The sequence below is a fragment of the Singulisphaera rosea genome (assembly GCF_054877945.1).
The window spans coordinates 43,615-63,202 of record NZ_JBTYIP020000012.1 but is presented as its reverse complement, the minus strand read 5'-3'; the positions used below and the strand labels follow the sequence as shown (position 1 = coordinate 63,202).

General features: G+C 63.1%; 11 protein-coding genes. 6 read left to right on the top strand and 5 right to left on the bottom strand.

Going from position 1 to position 19,588, the window contains the following annotated elements; translation table 11 throughout:
- Positions 1 to 198: 198 nt before the first annotated feature.
- Positions 199 to 2,565 carry a hypothetical protein gene (locus tag ACYOEI_RS20430; protein WP_462851411.1) on the bottom strand — a complete coding sequence of 789 codons (2,367 nt, stop codon included), beginning with the start codon at positions 2,563 to 2,565 and terminating at the stop codon, positions 199 to 201.
- A gap of 713 nt (positions 2,566 to 3,278) precedes the next feature.
- Here ACYOEI_RS20430 and ACYOEI_RS20425 point away from each other — a divergent pair.
- Both ACYOEI_RS20425 and ACYOEI_RS20420 read left to right on the top strand, forming a co-directional pair.
- Positions 3,279 to 3,848 (top strand): RNA polymerase sigma factor, encoded by a 570-nt coding sequence (locus ACYOEI_RS20425; protein WP_462851410.1) that lies wholly within the window; start codon positions 3,279 to 3,281, stop codon positions 3,846 to 3,848.
- A gap of 109 nt (positions 3,849 to 3,957) precedes the next feature.
- Positions 3,958 to 7,560 (top strand): protein kinase domain-containing protein, encoded by a 3,603-nt coding sequence (locus ACYOEI_RS20420; RefSeq protein WP_462851409.1) that lies wholly within the window; start codon positions 3,958 to 3,960, stop codon positions 7,558 to 7,560.
- Positions 7,561 to 7,658: 98 nt separating this feature from the next.
- Here ACYOEI_RS20420 and ACYOEI_RS20415 read toward each other — a convergent pair whose 3' ends face one another.
- On the bottom strand, positions 7,659 to 8,162 hold the full coding sequence (locus tag ACYOEI_RS20415; RefSeq protein WP_462851408.1) for a hypothetical protein: 504 nt from the start codon (positions 8,160 to 8,162) through the stop codon (positions 7,659 to 7,661).
- A 370-nt stretch (positions 8,163 to 8,532) separates the two neighbouring features.
- Between ACYOEI_RS20415 and ACYOEI_RS20410 the strand changes: the two genes are divergently transcribed.
- Together ACYOEI_RS20410 and ACYOEI_RS20405 are read left to right on the top strand one after the other, a co-directional pair.
- Complete coding sequence (locus tag ACYOEI_RS20410; protein ID WP_462851407.1) at positions 8,533 to 9,588, top strand: aldo/keto reductase; 1,056 nt, start codon at positions 8,533 to 8,535, stop codon at positions 9,586 to 9,588.
- A 200-nt stretch (positions 9,589 to 9,788) separates the two neighbouring features.
- Positions 9,789 to 9,923: a hypothetical protein gene (locus ACYOEI_RS20405; protein WP_462851406.1), complete on the top strand. Its 135-nt coding sequence runs from the start codon at positions 9,789 to 9,791 to the stop codon at positions 9,921 to 9,923.
- 208 nt (positions 9,924 to 10,131) lie between these two features.
- On the opposite strand, the gene ACYOEI_RS20400 is transcribed toward ACYOEI_RS20405, so the two are convergent.
- Positions 10,132 to 11,250 carry a tetratricopeptide repeat protein gene (locus ACYOEI_RS20400; RefSeq protein ID WP_462851405.1) on the bottom strand — a complete coding sequence of 373 codons (1,119 nt, stop codon included), beginning with the start codon at positions 11,248 to 11,250 and terminating at the stop codon, positions 10,132 to 10,134.
- Positions 11,251 to 12,185: 935 nt separating this feature from the next.
- The gene (locus ACYOEI_RS20395) at positions 12,186 to 12,845 is read right to left on the bottom strand and encodes a TetR/AcrR family transcriptional regulator (protein WP_462851404.1); all 660 of its coding nucleotides are present in this window, start codon (positions 12,843 to 12,845) and stop codon (positions 12,186 to 12,188) included.
- A gap of 202 nt (positions 12,846 to 13,047) precedes the next feature.
- On the opposite strand from ACYOEI_RS20395, the gene ACYOEI_RS20390 reads away from it, so the two are divergent.
- Positions 13,048 to 14,400 carry an efflux RND transporter periplasmic adaptor subunit gene (locus ACYOEI_RS20390; protein ID WP_462851403.1) on the top strand — a complete coding sequence of 451 codons (1,353 nt, stop codon included), beginning with the start codon at positions 13,048 to 13,050 and terminating at the stop codon, positions 14,398 to 14,400.
- A 30-nt stretch (positions 14,401 to 14,430) separates the two neighbouring features.
- Complete coding sequence (locus ACYOEI_RS20385) at positions 14,431 to 17,634, top strand: efflux RND transporter permease subunit (RefSeq protein ID WP_462851402.1); 3,204 nt, start codon at positions 14,431 to 14,433, stop codon at positions 17,632 to 17,634.
- Between the two features lie 209 nt (positions 17,635 to 17,843).
- On the opposite strand, the gene ACYOEI_RS20380 is transcribed toward ACYOEI_RS20385, so the two are convergent.
- Complete coding sequence (locus tag ACYOEI_RS20380) at positions 17,844 to 19,325, bottom strand: hypothetical protein (RefSeq protein ID WP_462851401.1); 1,482 nt, start codon at positions 19,323 to 19,325, stop codon at positions 17,844 to 17,846.
- Positions 19,326 to 19,588: the final 263 nt, after the last annotated feature.

Genomic DNA, 19,588 nt, shown 5'->3' with positions numbered 1-19,588 from the left:
GAGAACTCGAGATCGGCTTCGTCCCTTTCCCGAATCGGGTTGACGACCGGATCCTCGACCGCTTCAGGGTCTTTCAGGCACTCGGAAAAGGCAAGGTGGTCGCGGCCTTTCTTCGACTTCGGTCAACCCGAGAACTCGGAACCGGGGACGATGCGCCAACGCCGACCTCGGCACGCGACGGCGATTACGTCTGAGATTTCAAAGGGTGTAGCTAAAGCCGAAGTCCCGCTGACCGTAGAAGGGAATATAGAGGCTCGTCCCAATGGTGATGACGTTGTTGGAAAAGCCGACCCCGAGGGATCCCCCGGCGTTTTGAGACGCGATAATGAATCCACCCGACGCACTCAGGTTCCCCGAGTAGTTGGAGTTCGAAGGATCGATGAAAATCCTCCCGGCCAAGGAACCATAGACGCCGTACTCGCCGAGGTCGACGGCGGGGGTGATCAGGTATCCGAGGATGTACCAGGCGGGGATGCTGAAGTTCTGAGAGGCCCGGAAACCGAGCGAGACGTCGGCATAGAAGCTGATCGACGGGACGCCGTTGGCCCTGGGAGTATTCTGGAGGCTAACGGTCAGCGACCGGCTGACCAGGTTGGTCGAACCGGGCAAAATCGAATCGGTGGACGCGCCGGCGAACGTCGCGCTCGCCAGGAAGGCCCCGGTTCGAAGGTTGACGTCGCCGGTCACTTGGGCCTGTCCGATGAACACATGCATCGGGGCGCTGAACGAGATGCGGTCCTTGTTCCCGGTGAAGTCGACGGTCCCGAAATGGTAGCCTCCCCAATCGGCGGAGCCGTGGAAGTCGGCCGTCACGTTCCGGACCATGTCCGAGAGCGAGTTGCCCGAAGCCGACAACTCGGCGGTGAATGAGGGACCTGCCTTGAAATAGCCTTCCAGGGCGGTCCCTTCGAAGGGATCCGTCGTGTTGCCCGCCACGCCGAAATAATTCGGTCGCGCGACCATCGACACGTCATAGAGCCGGCTATTCGGGACGTCCCCGATAATCCCTCGGAACGGGGCGAAGACGAATGTTGTGTCGAATCGTTGGTCGTACGACTTTGTCCTGGGGACGAAGATATTGCCGGACCAGTCCCGCTTCACCGTCAGGACGGGGTCGAACCCGGCGGCGACGAAGGCGGCCGTGGCGTGCCCGACGTCGACACTCAAGCCGACGCCGCCGACCTCGGTCTCGGCCGTCACGGTGCCGTTCACGCCAATGTCGATGCCGCCGAGGTTGGAGTTGATCCAGGACTGGCTGAAGACCGTTGACGTTGCACTCCCGTACTTCGCCGCGGCGTCGGACGACTTTTTGTTGGGGTCCACGTTGATGACGGCCATGCCCGACGCGCTCGCCGGGAGCGTGCCAAGCTTCAGATCGCTGACCTTGCCGTAGAAGTGGCCGGAGAACGTGGGACCGGTGTAGCTCGAGGATTCCGGGACGAACGGGATCATCCCCTTCAGCGACGCACCGAAGGCGATCGGCCCGCCGGCGACGTAGACGAATGGGTCAGAAGGATCCAGGACCACGGTGATCGTCTGCGAGTTGCTGGCGGACGCGGTGACGTTGCCGAACGAGACCGAGCCTCCTGTATTCTTCTGGGCATAGAAATAGGTGCCATCGGGACGGAGCGGGACGTCGGAAAATCCGGCCATCGCCATCAATTGTTGACCTGTCTTCATGCCGAAGCCGTCACCCGGCAAGGTGATTCCCAGGCCATATTCGTCGTTGAACTCGGCGAAGAGCGCGTTCGCGTCGAGCGAGGTCGGGGCACTCGACTGCGGCGGGAGGGCGAGGGCGCGGATCGTGTTCGCACCCGTATCGCCCGGCGCAGCATTCACCGCGGAGGGGCTTGTGGCATCCCCGAAGTCCGCGCTCGCCACGGTCCCGGCGTGGGCTCCCCACAGGCCCGGATCGGTCTGGATCGTGATCGTGCCCGTCAGGCCGATGGACAATCCCTGGACTTCGGGGAGGTTGGAGGAGGCCCCGAGGTCGATCCTGGATGGGCCATTCGTCGTGTAGATCGCGTACGGCATGCCGGTCGCAGGGTCGGTACGTACCGACTCGGACCAGTTCGAGGTGATCGCGAAGCCTTCCCCGCTCGGATCGGAGAGCGTCAGCACGTTGCCATCGAGCCAGGCTACTCGTTTACCGGTATCAGCCTCCGCCGAAGGGAGCGGAGTGCCCTTGTTCAGACCGAAAACCTCGAGGGAGACTGCGTCCCGCTCTCGGACATTCGGATTCTTGTTGACCACGACGATTGTGTAAGTCCCGCTCGTCTCGGCCTGGAGGAACAGATTCGGACTTCGAGAAAAGCTGGTCCGACCAACCACGTGCCCGGAGGGATCGAGGATCTTGATCCGGGTCCGATCCTTCAACCCATTCGTCTCTTGTACGGAGACGGCGAGGTTGTCCCCGGCGTCGACTTGCTGGCTCCATGCGTCCATCGGCTTGCCTTGCCGGAACGGAGAGTTGAAATTCAACGGTTGCAACGGCAATGCCGACAAGGTCGTCGCGGTCTGAACGGTGTGCCCAACCCCCGAAGCTTCGAACCGCGACTTTGACACCGACAGGAGAACTCGCTCCTCCAAACAGTCGAATTGCGTCGAGCACCTTCGCGACCGGCGTGCCATCGAGAGGAGGGAGGAGTTCCGGTTCTGCGACGTCATCGGTGTCAAACTCCAAGGTGTTGAGCATCGGTGAATGGACGAGGAGGCGCGGTCCCTGGCACTTGCCGACCAGACGAGTCCACCGGACTGTCGGACACGGCTCGCGGTCGAGGCGCACCGAGACCAGAGCCGAGAGCCCCTGGCCGTCAAGGACAGGATGGCTCCACCTGAGGTTGCAAGGTTCTGCGGGCGACGATCCGCCTGTCACGAGGGGTATGGGACGTTCACTGCGAGTCAACGACGTCGAGACGCCCGACTGAGTGCGGCTCGGCGGACGGAGCTTGATCATGGCAGGTGGGCCATGATTCGCCTGGATGTCCTGGAGATCTCGAGACAGGAGAATGGGGGGATCGCTCTCCGGCCGACCGAACCAGGGCCCTCGAAGGTGTCACGAATTGCCGGTGAGAGGGACGATTTCGGAAAGCACCCGCCTTCGGCGGGTCGTGAATCGGGACGGCAGGACGATTCGTCCCCCCCTTACGTATATTAAAGAAACGGAGTTCTCTAGAAAACCTTACATTGGCCAACGTAAGAAACGCACGGGATGAGCAAATCACCGAGAAAAAGAGAAACCCGACGCAGGAATGGCGCATGAAGGCTAGAATTCACTCATGAATGAGACTCGGCAAAGCCTGTTGCTTCGTGCGCAAACGGGCGAATCGAACGCCTGGAAGGACCTCACGGACCTGTATCGGCCCCTGATCCTCGGTTGGCTCAAGCGACAGGGTGTGTGCGCCCGTGATCAGGAGGATCTCTGTCAGGAGGTGCTCCTCAGCGTGGTCAAGCATTTGCCCGGCTTTCAGCATTCCGGCAACCGGGGGGCCTTTCGGTCCTGGCTGCGCACGATCGTCTGCAGCCGGACGACCGACTACTGGAGGGCCGCCGACGTCGGGGGCGAAGTCGGTGCCGCCGCGGCACTTCAGCAGGTCGCCGATCCCGACAGCCAACTCAATCGGCGCTGGGATGAGGAGCACGATCGCTACGTGCTCGCTTGCCTGCTCGATCTGGTCGAAGAGGAATTCGAGCCGATCACGATGCAGGCCTTCCGGCGTCTGGCCTTCGATGGCATGAGTGGCGCCGACGCCGCGAAGGAATTAGGCTTGTCCGTGGCGGCTGTCTACGTGGCCAAGTCGCGCGTCCTGAACCGGATCCGACACAAGGCGGATGGGCTGATCGACTGAGGGCGGTCGATCGGATCCTTGATAAGTCTTCGACTCCTGTAAGGTTCTCGCCACCAGCTCCGTTTCAATCTCCGGCGCTTGGCGATTTCGCTCCGCAGTCGGATGGATCGTGACCATCACCGTGATTGAGGCCATGTCGAACCATCCAGGCGACGAGACGCTGCGGGCGCTGTCCCTGGGCCAACTCACCGACGCTGAGTTGACTCACGTTTCCAACCACCTTGGCGAGTGCCCGGAATGTTGCCGGCGGATCGATGCACTTGCCGTCGTTGACCGCCTGGTCGATCGACTCAAGCAGGATGCGGCGATCGGAGACCACGCCCTGGTCAGCCCTTCCCAACGTCGCCCGGCAGTGCGAGCCCTGCGTCGATCGCCCGAGGTCCGGTCCACCACTCGACAATGCGACACGAGCGTCATTTCGGTCATCCTCCCTCCTCCCAGGCAAGTCGGCGACTACGACATCCTCGCCGAAGTCGGCCGGGGAGGCATGGGGGTCGTCTACAAGGCGTGGCATCGTCGCCTGCACCGGCCGGCGGCCTTGAAAATGGTCCTGGCAGGCGAGTTCGCGTCGTCCGCCCAGGAACTCCGGTTCCGCTTGGAGGCGGAGCTCGCCGCGCGGGTGCTGCATCCGAACTTCGTCCAGGTCTATGAGATCGGCAGCTATGAGGGCCGCCCATTCCTGGCCCTGGAATGGATCGAGGGGGGCAGCCTGGCGAATCGGCTCGACGGCAAGCCCTGGCCACCTCGCGATGCGGCGGCGCTCCTCGAAACGCTGGCGAACGCCATCAACGTGGCACACGCCGAAGGCGTCGTTCATCGCGATTTGAAGCCCGCGAATATCCTGCTGATCGAGAAGAATCACCGCGGGGGTTCGGAGGCAGGGCCCGGAACGAAACTGGAGATCCCTCACAGTCCGACCTCGACGGGATTGGTGCCGAAGATCACCGATTTCGGCCTGGCGCAGCCGATCGAGAATGGCCCGAATATCACGCAGAGCGGACTTCTCGTCGGCACGCCGGGGTACATGGCCCCGGAGCAGGCCGCGGGGAAGCGCGCCCTCGTGGGGCCGGCGACGGACATCTATTCTCTCGGAGTGATTCTCTACCAACTCGTCACGGGACAATTGCCATTCCCGGGGGACAGCACACTCGAGCAGCTTCGGGCGGTGGCGTCCGACGAGCCGACGCGTCCTCGTCGCTTGCTGCCAAGCCTGCCGCGTGACCTCGAGGCGATCACGCTCCACTGCTTGGAGAAAGAGCCTCGACGTCGCTACCCGACCGCCCTGGCCCTCGCCGAGGACCTCCGGCGCTTCCTCGAGGGCGAGCCCGTCCTGGCCAGGCCGGTGGGCGCGGTCGCCAGACTCGCCCGAGCCTCCCGTCGCAGGCCGCTCATCGTGCTCCTGCTGGCGCTCCTCACCGCGTCCCTGTTGGGAGGCCTGGGTGGTGTGACCTGGAAATGGTTGGAAGCGGATGAGCAACGTGAACTGGCGTACGCCCACGCGCGGCAGGCGGAGACCGAGAAGCAGGCGGCCCTGGATCAGGCCTACCGGGCCTGCGTGGCCGCCGCCAACTCCGCCTTGCAGAACAAGGATGTGGCCGATGCGTCGCGACATCTCGCGTCCGCGCCGGCCGCCCTCAGGGGATGGGAGTGGCATCACCTAAGCAACCGACTTGATGACAGCTCGTTGAAGATCCCATTGTCCGCCGAGGATGTTGGCGTTCTCGTCGCGGCCCCCGACCGACTCGAGATCGGGTCGATGAGCGACCTTGGGCTTCGGCTAACGGACCTGGATGGAGCGTCTTCGAAGGTCATCCCGATTCACTCGGGACGCGGTCCCGATGCGTTCAGCGCCTCGCAGACTCGACAAGGATTGCGAATCGCCTCCTGGGTCGGGAAGTCGAGCTTCGACCTGCTCGACGACTCCGGCTCCGTGCTTTGTCGAGTCCAGCCGAGGGTCACCGAACCCGTCCCCGTCGTGATGAGCCCGGACGGGACTCGACTCGCGTGCACGTTCGTCGACGGGGATTGGAAACGGATCTCGATCTTCGACGCGACGACCGGCAAGCCGACCGGGGTTTGCGACGGCCACCGCGAAAGTCTCTGGTCGCTCAGCTTCAGCCCCGACGGCGAGCGTCTGGCCTCTTGCGGCGAGGATGGCACGGCCTGCGTGTGGGACGTCGCCACGGGATCGCTGCTGGCGACCTGCCGAGGGCACACGAGCAAGGTCCTGGGCGTCGCGTTCGACCCAAACGGCACTCGGCTCGTGACGACTTCCTCGGACGGTACCGTAAGACAGTGGGATTCCGAGGACGGTCGGCAGGTCGAACCACCTTACGAGCGACATACGGGCGAGGTCGTCACGGCGACTTATAGTCCCGATGGGCAGTGGATCGCGTCGGCGGGCGACGATCGAACCATCCGGGTGTGGAGAGCCCGGGGCGGACAGGATGTCACCGTCCTTCTGGGCCACACGGGGGGCGTGATCGCGGTCGCGTTCGCGCCGGACGGCCGTCGCCTGGCTTCGCTCAGTCGGAAATCGATCTTCGTGACGGCGAGCGATCAAACGATTCGCGTCTGGGACGTCGACCCAGAATCGCCCTTGCCGGTCTTGCGCGGGCACACCGCGGGTATCTATCCCGTGACCTATAGCCCGGATGGTCGTTGGATCGCATCGGGTGGTTGGGATCGCACCGAGCGAATCTGGGACGCGACGACCGGCGAGGCTTGCGCCACGCTGCACCACCCTTACTTCGTCTGGGACTCGGCCTTCGGCCCCGACGGGACCTGGTTGGTGACCGGGATTCACCACGAGGTCTCGCTGCGGTTCTTCGACGTGGCGCTGGGTCGCGTTCGCAAGTCGATCCCGTCTACCGGCCTCAATTTCCACTCCCTCGCCGTGAACTCGGATGGGACGCGAGTCGCCACGACCGGCTTCGATCCGAAGAGCCACAAGTTCCGGCTTACTATCATCGATAGGAAGTCCGGGAAGTCGGTTTTTTGGACCGAGGGTGCTTCCCTGTCCTACAGCACCGACGGCCGTTGGTTGGCCACCGTGGCCGCGGACGAGAAAACGGTCTTGCTCCTCGATGCGAAGACTCACGAAACGGTCGCCCGATTCAGGGGCCACGAGGCTCGAGTCCACAAGGCCACGTTTCGTCCCGATAACCGTCTACTTGCCACGTGCAGCCGGGATCAAACGGTCCGACTGTGGAAGCTCGACGACATCTCCGCTCAATCGGTTTCGAGGGACGCAACGGAGGGTCGCACGGGGGATTGCCAGGTGTTGCGAGGACACTCGGACGAGGTCTACGCGGTCGCTTTCCATCCCGATGGCTCGCGATTGGCCTCGGGCGGTCGCGATGGGGCGGTCTGGCTTTGGGACGTCGCGCGAGGCGTCGACGTGGTACGACTGCCCGGTCACGGAAGCTACATCTGGTCGCTGGCCTTCAGCCCCGACGGGGCGACCCTGGCCTCCGGATCCTGGGACACCACCGTCCGGCTCTGGGATACGATCCCATTGAAGACCCGCTATCACGCCAGGCGAGTGGCTCGGGCCCTACTCCCCGAGGCCGAACGATTGGTCGACACGCTCTGGCGCGAGAAGGACGACCCGTCCCTGGTCGTGGACGCACTCCGTACCGACCGCACCCTGAGCGACCCGATCCGCGACGCGGCACTCCGCGCGGTGATGCGTCGGATGAACCCGCCTTAATTCGGCGAGGGTCGTTTATGTAGAGCAAGATTAATTATGAATTTATATAAGAATACAAAAAATGTTCTTGAAATATAAAGGTGCCCGTTCGAAGCCCCTCAGTTCCAGAGCGACGTCAGGAGCTCGACCGACTCCGGGGCGAGGTCGAGAGGGGGCATCGAGAGCCCGCCCGCCTGCAGGACGTCGCCGGCCGGGGTGTCGCCCGACAACTTGGTCCACGTCTGGGCCATCAGGTGCGAGTTGTGCTTTTCTTGCCCCAACGCATGAATGAACTCGTGGGCGACGATCACCTCGAGGACCCCGGGCCCGGCATCTCGCACCGCGCTCGGGGTGCTGATGATGACCTTGAGCGGCAGTCGGACGACGGCGCTCAGCATCCTGCCGGAGCCGTCGATCTCGGCATTTGTTTTTCCATGAACTAATGTGCCTATAATCGAAGAATCCGTCTTCACGGTGATGGCCGGCCCCTCGGAGCCGCTCAACGAGAGGACGATGTCGATGCCCTTTTTCTTGAACAGTACGTTAAGATCGGCGACCGCCTTCTTACACGCCTTCGTCCACCCGGCGCCGATCTCGCTGAGGTTGACCTGAATCGTCGGCATCGAGAACTCCTACCACTCCGCTCGCCCATTCGTTGAAGCCGTTTTTGGAATATCCTAACGGTCGCCGTCGTCGCTTGTGACGCCTCGTTCTCGACCTCGAGCGAAGACGCCGTTCGGTTTGAACACCGATCGCTCCTCGGCTTCGCCGACTCTCCTGCCCTGCGCAAGTTTTACGGGCTGGTCGATAGGGCATATTGCCGCAGTTAGATTTCTTGAGGAACCGCAGGATCAGGCAAGAACTCGAGAGGTTCAGGCGTTGTCTCGGAGGGTCTCCAGGTGATTGATTGTTGAGGGATCCGACGGTCCGCCGCTGCAGGGGCGGCAGGGTCGGGATTCGGGGATACGCGAAGCTTCGCGAGGAGAGGCGAACGTGGAATACAAGACACTCGGCAACACAGGGCTGCTGGTGTCGAAGCTTTGCTTCGGGACCATGACCTTCGGCGATGGCCGTGGGTTCTTCAAGGCCATCGGCGCCCAGGGACAGGATGAGGCCGACTCGCTGGTCAAGGCCTCGCTGGGCGGCGGCATCAACTTCTTCGACACGGCGGACGTCTACACCGAGGGTGAGAGCGAGAAGATCCTCGGGCAGTCGCTGAAGAACCTCAAGGTCGCGCGTAAAGACGTGGTCATCGCCACGAAGGTTTATGGCCGTGTCGGGATGGGCCACAACGATGTCGGGGCCTCGCGTGGCCACATCATGGACGGTGTCGAGGCCAGTCTCAAACGTCTCCAGACCGACCACATCGACCTCTACCAGATTCACGCCAACGACTCGGTAACCCCCGTCGAGGAGACGCTCCGCGCCCTCGACACCCTGGTCCAGCAAGGGAAGGTCCGCTACGTCGGCTGCTCCAACTGGCCGGCCTGGAAGCTCGCCAAGTCTCTTGGAATCTCCGAGTACAAGAACCTGGCCCGATTCGAGACGCTCCAGGCCTACTATTCGATCGCGGGTCGCGACCTCGAACGCGAACTCGTCCCGCTCATGGAAGCAGAGAAGGTCGGCCTTCTCGTCTGGAGCCCCTTGGCCGGCGGCCTGCTCTCGGGCAAGTACAGCCGAGAGAACCCCAAGCCGGCGGACTCCCGGCGCAATGCCTTCGACTTCCCCCTCGTCGACAAGGAGCGGACCTGGAGGATCCTGGAAGCGATCGCCCCGATCGCGAAGGCTCACAACTGCACCGCAGCCCGAATCTCACTCGCCTGGCTCCTGGCCAAGCCCGTCGTCTCGTCGGTCATCATCGGTGCCAAACGGCTCGACCAGTTCCACGACAATCTCGCGGCGATGGATGTCGTGCTCTCGCCGGACGAGCTCAAGCAACTCGACGAGGTCAGCGGCCTGCCGCCGGAATATCCGGGCTGGATGATTCCATTCCAAGGGGCCGACCGCACCGACCCGTCCAAGACCCGATTCGGGAAGAGAGACACCTGAGACCCTGTCCCGATCCCGCAGCCCGAAACTCTCTAGGATAAAAAGGTTGCTGCGGGATCGGGAGATCCCGCTCCCCCCGTCGTCCCCATCTCGTACGGCTTTTAAGATTCGTAAACGGCCGTTACCCAGAGCCTCCCTCGGGGTTCAGGCCTGGTGATGACGTGTTGTGATGATGACGCCGTTCGAGTTGCGGAAGGACCATGATGGGCCGGATTGAGGATCGGGTACTCAACTACCTCGCGTTACTCTCACTCTTCTTTTTCACGGCGTTCCTTGTCGTCGTGGCGATCGTCGCCCTGGTGGGATGGCTGAAGTCCGGAGCGGCTTTGAAATAAGTGTTCTCTGACGAAAGATTTCGGGCGATCTAGAACCGTCGGGCGATGTTCGTCTTTCCTCGGTGTCGTGACGAATCCCTGATCCAGTGCCGAGACCAGGGCGAGCGAGTCTCCCGAAATGAGACTGGCTCGGCTGATCTCGGTTCAAATTCGTCCGGTGAATTGCTTCAACGGGGCCATTTGGCCGAGCGCCAGCTCATCGCCTTGGTTATTCCGGCTCGGCGCCGACGAGTTCTCGGAGTTCGATTCGGGGATTGTCGAGGAACTTCAAGGCCGCCTCGGTCGCTTCGCCCGGGGCCAGGGCGTGGAGGCTCTTGGAGAGGAAGGTGTGGTCCTCGCGGCCGAGTTTTCCCTGGCGCGAGACCACGAGTTGCCGGGACACCAGGGCCAACTCGTGGGCTCCGGCCTCCTGACATCCCTCGGAGAGTCGGCCGAGCACTTCAACGGGTACGGGCTTTCCGTGGGCGGTGGCGATCGTTTGCCAGGCCTTCAGGGCGGACCCGAGCGCGACGAGCTTGGGGAGGGCGTCCTGGGCATTCCCTTGATAGGCCTCGAGGCGGAGCGGGTCATGCTCGCGTGATTTCGCGAAGCACACCTCGACTTCGGGCATCTTCGGGAGGTTGGCCTCGACCTGGAACGTGCCTGCTCTGGGGATCGGCTTGCCTTTCTCCTCCATCATCCGAGCCCGCAGGGTCAGCCCGAGCTCGTAGTGGGCGAAGGAATTCTGAGGCCACACCTTGAGGGCATCGCGATAAAACACGATTGCGCCGGGCTTATCCCCCTTATCGTAGAGTGCGATCCCCTTCGCGACTGTCTCGTTAGCGTCCTGGATCACGCGTTCGGTGATCATGAGCATCTGGTTGAGGGCGTCGCGGACCGCCTTGGGAGTTCCGCGACTTTGCAAACCTAGTCCGAGAATCTGCTGGGCGCGGGTTGCCTCGCCGGCGGTCAGGAGCATCCCGGCGTGGACGTAGAACCAACCCGGATCCCCCGGACGGAGCTCGTAATTGGCCCGCCAGAAGTTCGGGTTCCGCGTGACGAGCGCATCGACATCGAGCGCCGGCCATGTCTCCGGAGCACGACCGAGGTCGATCCCCTTGACGGCCTTGCGGTAGTCCCGGCAGAAGGCCATGAGTCCGGGAAACTTCTCGGGATCGCTCTGCTCGACGTTGTCGATCAGTGGACCGATCGCCTCCAGGCCGAATCGTCGGGCCTCGACGAGATGCTCCTTCGCGGATGACCGGTCCGCCGCGCCCTCTTGCCCGAACGCCGAGATCCCGAGGACCAGGACCGAGAGCCGTCCGATGAAGCTCGCCCCGCGATTCATCGATTCCCCCGCGATTCGTGTGACCAAGGTTCATTCGGAACGGCGCCGCGAATATCGCTGGCGACCACTTCTCTGATGAATGGTCATCCTTGCGAATCTATGCCTAATTGTCAAACTTGGTCGGCGCTTTTCACGAATCTCGACCATACGATTGAACGTTTGAATTGGATTGAATAGAGCGTCTCTTCAATCAGACCTGATGGGGCATAGCCACCCGCTCGTCCCGGAGTGGAGACGCCCTGCTGACCGGCGTTACGCTCGGTGGACGGACAGGCCGCTTTGCGTGAACTCTTTGACTGAGGATCCGATCGGCCCGGATACCTCCGCTGCGCCGTGATTAGTGAATAGCGGAGCCATTGAGAGGACGTCTCCGAGCATGGAGGCGCAATGTGTTTGCGAAGACGTCCGAATGGCAAGACGAGGTCGTCCCGAACACGCCGCCATCGATTCGGCCGTGATCACTTTGTCTTCGAGCGATCGGTTGGGAAGAGGATCCAACCTCGTCCGAGGACGCCTGCGGTGAGGAAGAAGACGCCGAACAGCAGGAGCCCGCTACCGACTAACTGGAAAGTCATGGCATCTTCCTTCGGTTACGTAACAGCCAAACCAGCTTCGGACCGTGATTTGTCGCAAGACCCTCGGCTCGAGAGTCGAGGTGCCTGACGACAAGCATCCAAATGCAGCATCGATGCCAACAGGTTCGGTTTGTCCTAATAGATTCCAGCCCAACATGTTACATCCTTGAGAAAAGGACTCCCCAAGACTCGGATATTGGCTTCGACGAGTTTTCGTGAGTCATTTGACGAGATTTCGTGTTCTCTCGCGAAATTGTGGCAGAACGTGTGGGGTCTTTCGACTGCGGGTGGTGTGTGCAAGGAGATGCCCATGGACTGGGCGAAATGGCATTGGGGGAACGGATGGAATCAGGACGATCTTCAAGCTTGCGCGGACGGGGCCTCGGCGGCAGCATGGGACCGGGCTTCGGAGGCATTCGGGAGGGGTGAAGTCCCGCGTTCGACGAGGGCGATGGCCTGGCGGAGATAGTCTTGCTCGTTGACCGCGTCGCCGAAGCGCTCGACGAAGTGCTCGCGATTCTCGACCCAGAAATGGACCAGCCCGAGCATCATGAGGCTGAGATGGGTCGGGTTGAAGTCGTCGCGGATGAGGCCACGTTCCTGCGAGACCCGGATCCGGCCGCGAAGCGTGTCGAGCATGTCGGGCTCGCCGGGCCAGACCTGCTTGTCGCGGTCGAGTCGGGTCCGGAGGCAGAGGCGGAGGAGCATGGGACTGTCGCCGAGGAACGTCATGATCCGACGCATCTCCGCACGGATCCCCACCGGCCGGTTCACCGCGCGGGCGGCGCGGGGGAAGCGTCGTGCGTAGCCCTCGGCGAGGCGGCGCTTGACCGCCGTGTACAGGCTCTCCTTGCTGCCGAAATGGTGGTGGATCAGCGGGTGAGAAATTCCGGATGCGTTGGAAATGTCGCGCATCGACGTGGCGGCGAAGCCGTCTTCGGCGAAGAGTCGCTCCGCCGCGTCGAGGACCGCGGCCTTCGTCCCCTCGGGGTCTCTGCCGCGATCGCCCTCGTCCTTCATCTCCGCCTCCCCCTCGTTTGTTCGCCCGACACACCAACAGTATAGGGGCCTCGTCCCCCCGTCAACTCGCAAAAACCGGCGAACCTCGCGAACCCGCCCCGTGTCAAATTGTGCTTGACGAATCGGCAAATAGGGTCGATTATAACTGACCGGGTGGTCAATTCGGTTGACCGATCGGTCAACTCATTTTTGGGAGTCGGCGATGAGAAGCCAGGCAGGTCCACGTCCCCCTCGGGCCCGCGCGACCCGCGCCTGGCTCCTGGCACTCCTGGCGGTGGTCGCGTCCCCGGGTTGCAACGAGACGAACAAGTACGTCGAGCCGCCGCCCCCCGAAGTGACCGTCGCCACCCCGGTAACCCAGGACGTCACGAACTACATCGACGTCACCGGGACGACCCAGCCGATCCTCTCGGTCGACATCCGGGCCCGTGTCCGTGGATTCCTCAAGGAACGGCATTTCAAGGAAGGCTCGATCGTCAAGAAGGATCAGCTCCTCCTTGTGATCGACGATGTCCCGTTCCAGGTCCGCCTCGAGCAGGCGAAGTCGCGGCTGGCGGAGTCGGAGGCGATGCTCAAGAAGGCCAAGCAATCCCGACTCAGGGAGGTGGCGCGGGCCCAAGTCGCCCTCGACCAGTCCCAGCTCAAGCTCGCCCAACTCGACGAGACCCGCCAGCGCAACCTGTTCACCAAGAACGCCGGGACGCGCGAGGAAATGGACCGGACCGAGGCCAACCGCAAGAAGAACGAAGCCCAGGTCGACGCCGCCAGCGCCAATCTCGACCAGGCCGAGGCCGACTACGAGACCACCATCCTGGCGGCCGAGGCCAACGCCGCGACGGCCAGGACGGCCGTCAAGGATGCCGAAATCGAGCTCGGCTACTGCCGGATGTATTCTCCCATCGACGGCCGGATCAGTCGGATCAACTTCCACGAGGGGAACCTCGTCGGCGACGGCATGTCCTCGCTCCTGGCGACGGTCATCAAGATCGACCCGATTTATGCCTATGTGAATATGAGCGAGGCCGACCTGCTTCGATATCGCGCGGCGAATACGTCCCCCGGACAATCCGGCTCCGGGGCCGAGACGGCACCGATGACGATGGAGCTGGGATTGTCGAACGAGGCCGACCGATATCCGCATCTTGGGGTGGCGGACTATCAGGACCCCGGCGTCGATGCGGGGACCGGCACGATCCGGGTCCGCGGCGTCTTCCCGAATCCGAATGGGAGGATCCTCCCCGGATTCTTCGTCAGGGTCCGTGTCCCGCTCGACCGTAGGAAGGATGCTTTACTTGTCCCCGACCGGGCGCTCGGGATCGACCAGAGTGGCTCCTACCTGCTCGTGGTGAACAAGGAGAACGTCGTCGAGTATCGCCCGGTGAAGACCGGTGCGTCTCGGGACGGGCTGCGGGTCGTGGAAGGGGCGATCGGCCCCAAGGACCTCGTCGTCATCGACGGGCTACTCCGGGCCCGCCCCAAGCTGAAGGTGACGCCGAAGCCCGAGGCTCCCGAAGCCAAGTCCATCGCCAGCAATGCCAGCTCTCCTCGTCCCTGATCCGACCGAAGGCCCTCGGCGAGCCCCCTCATGTTCTCTCGGTTCTTCATCGAACGGCCGATCTTCGCCAACGTCATCGCGATCATGACGATGCTCGTCGGCGGCGTCACCCTCGTCGGCCTACCGATCGAGCGATATCCCGACATCACCCCACCCACGGTCCTGGTCTCGACGACCTATCCGGGGGCCGATGCCAAGGTGCTCTCCGACACCGTGGCGTCTCTGGTCGAGCAGGAGGTCAACGGCGTGCAAGGCATGCTGTACATGAACTCCACTTGCTCGAGCGACGGCTCCTACAAGCTGACGGTGACCTTCGAAGTCGGCACCGACCTCGACCGCGCCCAAGTGCTCGTCCAGAACCGCCTGGCCATCGCCGAGCCGAGGCTGCCGACCGAGGTCCAAAGGCAGGGGATCACGGCGAAGAAGCAGTCGACCAACATCATCATGGCTGTCTCGCTGATCGCCCCCGAGGGACGATTCAACGATCTTTACTTGAGCAACTTCGCCAACCTCCGCATCAAGGACGAGCTGAGCCGGATCTACGGCGTGGGCGAGGTCCAGATCGTCGGCGCGGGCAACTATGGGATGAGGATCTGGCTCGACCCCCAGAAGCTCAAGGCCCGCAACCTGACGACCGAGGTCGTGTTGAATGCGATCCGGGAGCAGAACGTCCAGGTCGCCGCCGGGCAGGTCGGGCAATATCCGTCCCCCAAGGCCCAGGGGTTCCAATACAACGTCACGACCCTCGGCCGCCTGAGCGATCCCGAGGAGTTTGGCGAGATCATCGTCAAGACCGACGACAGCGGCATCACGAACACGGATGAGAACGGGCGGGGGGCGTCGCGACTCACCCGCGTCAAGGACGTGGCCACCGTGGAGCTGGGCTCCCAGGTCTATGACCAGTGGTGCGAGATCGGTGGGAAGCCCGCGGCGACGCTCGCCGTCTTCCAACTCCCGGGCGCCAACGCCCTCGACGTCGCCAAACGCGTCGAGCAGGCGATGGAACGCCTCGCCCCCACGTTCCCCGAAGGCCTTGAATATATCATCCCGTTCGACACGACGATCTTCGTCGAAGAGTCGATCCACGAAGTCTACAAGACCCTGTTCGAGGCCGGTGTCCTCGTCTTGATCGTGATCCTGGTCTTCCTCCAGGATTGGCGAGCGGTCTTGATCCCCGCGACGACGGTCCCCGTCACGATCGTCGGGGCCTTCGCGGCGCTCGGGATGTTGGGCTTCAGCGTCAACATGCTGACCCTATTCGGCCTCGTGCTCGCGATCGGCATCGTCGTCGACGACGCCATCGTCATCGTCGAGAACGCCGCCCACCACATCGACCACGAGAAGTTGCCCGCGAAAGAGGCGACGATCAAGGCGATGAGCGAGGTGATCGGGCCGGTGATCGGGATCACCTTGGTGCTCATGGCCGTGTTCCTCCCCACCGCCTTCCTCGGCGGGATCACCGGCCAGCTCTATCGGCAGTTCGCCCTCACCATCGCCGCGACCGCCGTGATTAGCGCGATCAATGCCGTGACGCTCAAGCCCGCCCAGTGCGCGACCTACCTCCGGCCGACCCCCGCCCGGAAGAACGCCTTCTACCGGGGCTTCAACGCGGTGTATGACCGAGTCGAAGCGATCTACATCGCGATCGTCCGGCGCCTGGTCCGTCACGTGTTCACCGTGATGGTCGTCTTCGTCGCACTGGTGGGGTTCACCGGCTGGTGGTTCGTCCAGCTTCCCACCGGTTTCCTCCCCGTCGAGGATCAGGGGTTTGCCATCGTCGGTATCCAGCTCCCCGACGCGGCCTCTCAGGAACGTACGAGGGCCGTGGTCGACAAGGTGAGCGCGATTTTGAAGAAGACCCCGGGGGTGAAGAGCTGGTTCCTGATCGGCGGCCAGTCGATCCTCGACTCGTCGGTCGGCTCGAACGCCGCGGCGATGTACATTACGTATACGCCCTGGTCGCAACGGACCGGCAAGCCCGGGCTGAGCCAGGAGGAGATCATCGGCAGCCTGATGGGCCAGTTCCAGCAGGTCCGCGAGGCGATGATCTTCGCCTTCCCGCCCCCCGCGATCATGGGGCTCGGCGTCGCGGGCGGCTTCCAGTTGCAACTCGAGGACCGGGGGAACGTCGGGCTCCGCGAGCTCCAGCAGGTCGTCGACGAGATGGTCCAGGACGGCAACGCCCAGACCGGCCTGAGTCAGCTCCAGAGCACCTTCCGCGCAGCAGTCCCGATGATCTATGCCGACGTCGACCGGGTGAAGGCCAAGAGCCTGGGCGTGCCCCTCGACTCGATCTTCGGCACGCTCCAGACGGCGCTCGGATCCGCGTATGTCAACGACTTCAACAAGTTCGGCAAGAGCTACCAGGTCCGAGTCCAGGCGGATCAAAGATTCCGCCTCGAACCCGAAGACATCCGCCGACTCGAAGTCCGCAACCTCCAGGGGCAGATGGTCCCGCTCGGGACGCTGGTCAAAGTTGAAAAGCGGCTCGGGCCGCTCGTCATCCCTCGGTACAACCTCTACCCCTCGGCCTCGATCAACGGCTCCGCCGCACCCGGGTATAGCTCGGGTCAGGCGATGAACCTGATGGAGCAGATGGCGGCGAGGAAGCTTCCGTCGGGGATGGACAGCGAGTGGACCGGGATGTCGTATCAGGAGAAACGTGTCGGCGGTCAGGCGAGCTTCGTGTTCGCCCTGGCCGTGCTGATGGTCTATCTCGTGCTCGCCGCGCAGTACGAGAGCTGGCTGATGCCGGCCGCGGTGATCCTGGTCGTCCCCCTGGCGCTCCTCGGGACGGTGGCCGCCGTGGCCTACCGTGGTATGGATAACAATATCTATACGCAGATCGGCATCGTGCTCATCATCGCCCTGGCGAGCAAGAACGCGATCCTGATCGTCGAGTTCGCCCGCGAGTTGAGGGGCAAGGGACGTTCGATCCTGGATGCGGCCATCGAGGCCTCCCGGCTCCGGTTCCGACCGATCTTGATGACGTCGTTCGCGTTCATCCTGGGGATCTACCCGCTCGTCAACGCGACGGGCGCCGGGGCCACGAGCCGACGATCCCTGGGGACGGCCGTGTTCGGCGGCATGCTCGCCGCGACGTTGCTCGCCGTTTTCTTCGTCCCCGTCTTCTTCGTGCTGATGCAAAGCCTGAGCGAATTCCGCCGCCGGCCCACCGCCGCCCGACCGTCCAAGGTCGCCCATGAAGAGCCGGCCCTGAGCTCGAGCCGGTAGACCCCCCGGCTCGAGCTTCGACCGTTTGGGGGAGTTCGTGCTACCAGACGGCTAAAGGCAACACCGGAGAATGCGTCGGTATCGCGGACCGACGCAGGTCACCTGACAATTGAGGGACTCCCGGAGAAGTCCTGTCTCGGACAGCGAATGATGACTCTGCAACTCCTTCCAAGGCTGATTCGCCGACGCCCCTTCGCCTCGTAATCCCGTTATGTTCCATCGGCTGCGGGCCGGGTCCTTTGCGTCGTAGGAAGACGGCACCACCACTCGAAAACCGGAGCGGCCCCGCCACAGGGCAGCCAGGCACCCTCGTTCCCCGGAGGGCCAAGAAACTCTCCGAATAGGTCGTGCAGTATCTCGTATTGGGCCCGCATCTCGGCCCTTCTGACGCGTTCGGCAGCCTCCTCAACGCTCGGGCGGGGCCGGCCCGAGCTTAGCTTTCCATGTTCCGTCATGAGGGCAGAATCGAGAAAGGAATCTAGGGAATCTGGTTCTGACTCGGATTTTTCATCTACAAGGAATGAATAGACGTTCCAGCGAGCGGCGGCGACTGCCCACTCGTTACTAGGTGCCCAGCGTTTGGCCTTGTAGGTGCCGGGTTCGGCGTCGGTCATGCGAGGGTCGCGGCACACCGTGCTTCGAGCCGCTTGGGCCGCGAATAAGGCTCGACTCACCGCGGCATACCCGGGAGTTACGCAAAAGTTCTCTTCGGCTTCGGTGGACCACTCGGTGCGTTTCGCCTCCTCTTGGGCCTCTTGGGCTGCCGTTCGGGCCTCCTCCAATTCTTCGTCGGTCGCTGTTCCCTCCGCGTACCGTTCAGCCACCTCGACCGCTCGTCGGCTTCGGTCGTCGGTTATGAATCGGTCGATTCGTTTGCAGCAGGCCACGGCGAACAGTCGCCATTGTCGCTCGGTCCCCTTGTCGGTCAGGAAGTGCAGCAGCGAGGTCGGGTCCTGGCAGTCACGCCAGTCCGAGGCTGTCATCAAGCCGTTGTAGACGGCAGGCTCGCGTCCGAGCAGTGCATCAAGGACCCAGCAGCCCCGGACGTGTGACTCGTAAGCCCGGCAGTGGTCGAGAACCGCGGGGTCGCCGCACCCGACCCTCACGAGGGTTTCGGCGAGGAGCGGAACGTCGCCGAAGCGGCCGGTCTGTTCAACCTGCCGTGCCAACGCCACGGCGGGACCGCCCTGGCCGGATAGCCAAGCCGGGTCGAATCGGAAGGGGCGGGAGGGAGACCCGAAGATATCGCGAAGCATCGAGCACTGGTGGGTCTCTTCAGCCTCGCGGGTGGCCTGCCAAGGCGGGCTTTCCTCCTCACCTCTCAGGCACGCCAATCCCCGAGCCGCGAAGCTCGCGGCAAACTTCGTCTCCCCTCCGCCCGTGAGATGACGGGTCGCAGCGGTCAAGTAATGGGACGGCTCCCAGCCAACCTCCGTGCGGTTCGGGATGTCAGCCCACAACTCGACGACGGGTTTTAGGGCTTGCTCGAACGCTTCGGGGCCCAGGTCACCGTCTGCGGCACGCTCGGCCGCCTCCGTCGCCTCGCGGTGCCTTGGGTCGGTGCTCAGAGGCAATGCTCGTCGGCAGCACGCCGCGGCGAAGAGCTGCAACTTACGTCGAGATGCCCGCCGTTCGAGGAACGAAAGCATCTCCCAGGGGTCGGTGCAAACCGACCATTCCGCCTCTTCCATTCCGATGGCTCCGAACCAAGCACGAGATGGTGGGCCGAGTTGACCATCACATCCGAGACGCGTTCCGTCAGACTGACTCAGGATAGCAGGTGCGTGTCTCGAAAGCCGGAGCCCGTTTTGCAGGAGCTAATTCCCTTTATCTTGGGTTGCTCGTGATGGGTACGAATTTAAAGCCCTGATCGCTTCGAGGCGTGCTTCGGTGTGGTCGACCGAAGCACCTTCGTCGGAGGCTCACGGCTCGCCGCGATCTTGTACATTTGTTA

Coding starts and splice junctions, on each gene's coding strand:
- ACYOEI_RS20425 (WP_462851410.1), top strand. CDS start 3,279: ATGAATGAGACTCGGCAAAGCCTGTTGCTTCGTGCGCAAACGGGCGAA.
- ACYOEI_RS20415 (WP_462851408.1), bottom strand. CDS start 8,162: ATGCCGACGATTCAGGTCAACCTCAGCGAGATCGGCGCCGGGTGGACG.
- ACYOEI_RS20405 (WP_462851406.1), top strand. CDS start 9,789: ATGATGGGCCGGATTGAGGATCGGGTACTCAACTACCTCGCGTTACTC.
- ACYOEI_RS20400 (WP_462851405.1), bottom strand. CDS start 11,250: ATGAATCGCGGGGCGAGCTTCATCGGACGGCTCTCGGTCCTGGTCCTC.
- ACYOEI_RS20395 (WP_462851404.1), bottom strand. CDS start 12,845: ATGAAGGACGAGGGCGATCGCGGCAGAGACCCCGAGGGGACGAAGGCC.
- ACYOEI_RS20390 (WP_462851403.1), top strand. CDS start 13,048: ATGAGAAGCCAGGCAGGTCCACGTCCCCCTCGGGCCCGCGCGACCCGC.
- ACYOEI_RS20385 (WP_462851402.1), top strand. CDS start 14,431: ATGTTCTCTCGGTTCTTCATCGAACGGCCGATCTTCGCCAACGTCATC.
- ACYOEI_RS20380 (WP_462851401.1), bottom strand. CDS start 19,325: ATGGAAGAGGCGGAATGGTCGGTTTGCACCGACCCCTGGGAGATGCTT.